This is a genomic window from Brevundimonas sp. (assembly GCF_018608325.1).
Lineage (GTDB): Bacteria > Pseudomonadota > Alphaproteobacteria > Caulobacterales > Caulobacteraceae > Brevundimonas.
This window is the reverse complement of the sequence record NZ_JABAZW010000144.1, coordinates 9,519-13,532: the sequence shown is the minus strand read 5'-3', so window position 1 is coordinate 13,532 and position 4,014 is coordinate 9,519. Positions and strand designations below refer to the sequence as shown.

General features: G+C 64.4%; 5 protein-coding genes and 1 tRNA gene. 4 read left to right on the top strand and 2 right to left on the bottom strand.

The annotated features are described in order from the left end of the window. Window positions 1-131: 131 nt before the first annotated feature. Both QZ281_RS14285 and lipB read right to left on the bottom strand, forming a co-directional pair. A complete protein-coding gene (locus tag QZ281_RS14285; RefSeq protein WP_292229466.1) occupies window positions 132-704 on the bottom strand; it encodes a hypothetical protein in 573 nt (190 codons plus the stop codon). Window positions 705-834: 130 nt separating this feature from the next. Beyond that, complete coding sequence (gene lipB, locus QZ281_RS14280; RefSeq protein WP_292229465.1) at window positions 835-1,551, bottom strand: lipoyl(octanoyl) transferase LipB; 717 nt, start codon at window positions 1,549-1,551, stop codon at window positions 835-837. Between the two features lie 66 nt (window positions 1,552-1,617). On the opposite strand from lipB, the gene QZ281_RS14275 reads away from it, so the two are divergent. The 4 genes from QZ281_RS14275 to QZ281_RS14260 all read left to right on the top strand — a co-directional run. Further along, window positions 1,618-1,869: a FliM/FliN family flagellar motor switch protein gene (locus tag QZ281_RS14275; RefSeq protein WP_292229541.1), complete on the top strand. Its 252-nt coding sequence runs from the start codon at window positions 1,618-1,620 to the stop codon at window positions 1,867-1,869. Window positions 1,870-1,964: 95 nt separating this feature from the next. Beyond that, window positions 1,965-2,049 (top strand) — tRNA-Leu (locus QZ281_RS14270). Window positions 2,050-2,114: 65 nt separating this feature from the next. Continuing rightward, window positions 2,115-3,533: a magnesium transporter gene (mgtE, locus tag QZ281_RS14265; protein ID WP_292229464.1), complete on the top strand. Its 1,419-nt coding sequence runs from the start codon at window positions 2,115-2,117 to the stop codon at window positions 3,531-3,533. Window positions 3,534-3,614: 81 nt separating this feature from the next. Further along, window positions 3,615-4,014: lysozyme (locus QZ281_RS14260; RefSeq protein WP_292229462.1), on the top strand; the 400-nt coding region annotated here is incomplete at its 3' end.

Sequence of the window (4,014 nt, the reverse complement as noted above, 5' to 3'; positions counted from 1 at the left end):
AGTCAGCCACTGGCGGTGGAGCGCCGTGTCGTTCGCTCTGACGAGGAACGCAAGCGGCAGAATGATCCGTGCACGCTGCATAGCAATCCCGTTCGCAGTCGGGACCCATTTCGTAGGATAGTTGTCCATCATCATCGACAGACCACGCTGCGCTCGCTCGAGGGCGCGGTGCGGCCGCGGCCCGCCTCCGTCGTCAGGTCGCCTTCCCACTTGTCCAGGCGGCTGCTGGCCATGTCGGCGGCGCTTTGATCGCCGCAGCTGACCAGAACCGCGCCCAGCGGCGGTGCGTTGCGCACGCCTTCCTTCACATAGGAGACGACATATTCGCCATTGCGCCAGGCCGTCGCGAAACCGGGCCAGCCGGTGGCGAAGAACGGGCCCAGGCCTTCATAGGTCGGACGGATCGCGATGTTCGAATCGCGGAACCCGTTGGCGTAGTAGCGCATCAGATAGGCATGGCTGTCGCCGCTGTTGACGCGGGGCGCCTTGGCCTGGGCGTCCTGCAGGCCGCTGTCGATCCAGCTGCGGAAGGCTTCGCTGGCCGGGCCGGGAATGACGGCGGCGGGATGGTTCGCGGCCAGAGCATCGTGCGCAGTTTGAAGGTCTTGCTGCGCCAGAGCGCGGAAATCCTGCGCGACGGCTGCGCCGGAAGCGAGCGTCAGCGCTAGAACGGCAGCCGATGCGGCGGCGGTCATGCGGTTCATCAAAAGGTCTCCTGAGCCTGCTTGGGGGAAGCTTTGGTGGAGACGTTAAACCTCATGCGTCGCCGCCTTGCCAAGTCCGCCGCCGCGTTTTCGCCGGAATGTCACCCGATCTGCGGCGATGAAACGCGCGTCAGAAAGGCGCGGTCGCTTCTTCCACATCACCGAACAAACGCCTGAAGCTGGTCTTCAACGCTGCATCCGCTTCGTCCAGCGTGGCCAGCACGCCAAGGTCCACCAGACTGGTGACGCCATGCTCCTGAATGCCGCAGGGCACGATGCCGCCGAAATGGTCCAGGTTCGGTTCGACGTTCAGGCTGATGCCGTGGAAACTGACCCATTTGCGGACCTTCACCCCGATGGCGGCGATCTTGTCCTCACGCGACCAGCCCGGCCCCTTGCGTTCGACCCAGACGCCCACGCGGCCCTCGCGCACATCCGCCTCGACGCCGAACTCGGACAATCCGCCGATCAACCATTGCTCCAGCCCCCGCACGAAGGCGCGCACGTCCTTGCCCCGCCGGTTCAGGTCCAGCATCACATAGGCCACGCGCTGACCCGGACCATGATAGGTGAACTGCCCGCCCCGGCCCGTGCGGTGCACCGGGAACCGCCCTGCATCCAGCAGGTCTTCGTCCCGCGCGGAAACCCCGGCGGTGTAAAGCGGCGGATGCTCCAGCAGCCAGACCAGTTCGGACGCCTCCCCCGCTGTAATCGCAGCCACGCGCGCCTCCATGAAGGCCTCGGCGGCGTCATAGGGAACATAGTCGCGCGACACGGCCCATTGGGCGGGGCGGGCGTCGTCTCGGTGCAGCTTTAAAAGCGCGGAATTTAACGGGTCGGCAAGCATGAAGCTTCAATGTGCACCCCAAGGCGATTGCGCAAGGGTGCGGCGTTCGCCTGAGTGAGCAAGACCTTGAGCCAGATCGAAGCCGTAGACGTTGAAATCTCTGTCGTGCTGGGCCGGTCGGTGCTGCCGATGTCCCAGCTTCTGCGCATGGGACGCGGCGCAGTGATTCCACTCGACGCCTCGGAACATGACGAAGTCTGGATTCTGGCTAACAACCACCCGGTTGCACGCGGCGAGATCGAAATTCGCGACGACCGCATCGCAATCACGGTCACCCGACCGGCCGATCTGTATGACTTCATGGCCGGTGCGGTCTAGTTGGGCGCGCCTTTCGACCAAACTAACAACGATAAGCGCAATAAAGCCGCTTTTCTTTTCCGGCGGCTTCGTCTATTCGCCGCCCTCCGATGCGAGCGGTCGTGGCGGAATTGGTAGACGCGCAGCGTTGAGGTCGCTGTGGGGCAACCCGTGGAAGTTCGAGTCTTCTCGACCGCACCATCTGGCTAAACAGGGCGATTCATCGGCTAACTACGGCTGGACATTCTACCAACGGAGGCGACAACGTGAGCACCACGGACAACGCCTTCAATCCAGCCGAAGCGCCTGATACCGAAGACCACGCCGCCCTGGATGAGGACTATGTCCTCACACCTTCATTCGTCGAAAAAGTCGTGGACGCCGCAGACGACGGCGACGGCATGCGGCTGCGTTCGCTGCTGGAGGACCTGCACCCCGCCGACGTCGCCGACCTGATGGGCTTCCTGACGGCGGAACACCGCACCGTCGTGGTGCTGTGGCTGCCGCCGGAGCTGCTGGCCGAGACCCTGCCTGAACTCGACGACGGCATCCGTGAAGAGGTGCTGGAGCGCGTGCCGCACGGCACCCTGGCCGAAGCCCTTCAGGAACTGGATTCCGACGACGCCGCCGCCGTTGTCGAAGACCTGGAGGACGACCAGCGTGAGCGGGTTCTGGCCGCCATGCCGGAAAACGACCGCGCCGCCATCGAGAGCAGCCTGGGCTACGAGGAAGAGTCCGCCGGCCGCCTGATGCAGCGCGAGGTCATGGCCGCGCCCCAGTTCTGGACCGTGGGCGACACCATCGACCACATCCGGCGTCAGGGCGACGACCTGCCTGAGCTGTTCTTCGACATCTATGTGGTTGATCCGGTGAACCGTCCGGCTGGCGGCGTCTCGGTCAGCGGCCTGCTGCGGGCGCCGCGCACCGCAAAACTGACCGACCTGATGGAGCCGGTCAATGTGATCGCCGTCGATCAGGACCAGGAAGAAGTCGCCTATATCTTTGAAAAATATCACCTAATCTCGGCGCCCGTCGTCGATGCAGGCGGGCGTCTGGTCGGCCAGATCACCGTCGATGACATCGTCAACATCATTCAGGAAGAGAACCGCGAAGACATCCTGCGTCTGGCCGGTGTTTCGGACGAGGACCGGGGTTCGTCGGTCACCGAGATCGTCCGCAGCCGCGTGCCCTGGCTGGCCATCAATCTGGCGACGGCGGCTTTGGGCGCCAGCGTCATCGGCCTGTTCGAAGGCACTATTCAGGCCATTGTCGCCCTGGCCGTCCTGATGCCCATCGTCTCGGCCATCGGCGGAAACGCCGGCACCCAGGCCCTGACGGTGACCGTGCGCGCCCTGGCGACGCGTGAGCTGAACTCGGCCAACGCCATGCGGACCTTCCTGCGCGAACTGGTGGTGGGTCTGGCCAACGGTCTGGTCCTGGCGCCCCTGATCGGCGTCGCCGCCGCCGTCTGGTTCCGTGACGAGGACTGGCGCATCGGCGTCGTCATCGCGGTGGCCATGGTGCTGAACCTGCTGGTCGCGGCCAGCGTGGGCGTCCTGACGCCGTTAACCCTGTCGAAACTAAAGTTCGACCCCGCCGTTTCCTCGGCTGTGTTTGTCACAGCAACGACGGACTTCTTCGGCTTCCTGATCTTCCTCGGTCTGGCGACGCTGGTCCTGCTCTGATCCGGGCGGGCGCAAAGAAGAGGCGCCCTCCTTGCTGTGTTCGCTACGGGGGCTGCGCGCCCGTCTCGAATTGGGTCAACAGTGTCCGACGTCGTTCAGAAACCAACCAAGGTGTCCCGCGAGGGCGTGATCCTGATCAAGAGCTTCGAGGGCTTCCGTCCTCGTGCGGTCCAGCGCAACGACGGACGCTGGATGATCGGTTACGGCCATACCCAGTCCGCGCGCGAAGGCCTGACGATCTCTGAAAGCGACGCTGAACTGCTGTTGCAGCACGACCTGATCCCGGTGGTCGGCGCCGTCAAAGCGATCCAGACGCCGCTGAACCAGCACCAGTTCGATTCCATCGCCAGCTTCGCCTTCTCGGTCGGGATCGACCGTTTCAAGACTTCTGATGTTCTTGCCCGGTTGAACGCACGCGCGCCGGGCGAAGCCGCCGACGCCCTCGGCGAAGGCGTCGAGGTAGCGCTCTTGGCGCTCGCGG

What these genes read in the sequence shown, in the direction of transcription:
- QZ281_RS14285 (WP_292229466.1), bottom strand. Translation starts at nt 704, where the DNA reads ATGAACCGCATGACCGCCGCCGCATCGGCTGCCGTTCTAGCGCTGACG.
- lipB (WP_292229465.1), bottom strand. Translation starts at nt 1,551, where the DNA reads ATGCTTGCCGACCCGTTAAATTCCGCGCTTTTAAAGCTGCACCGAGAC.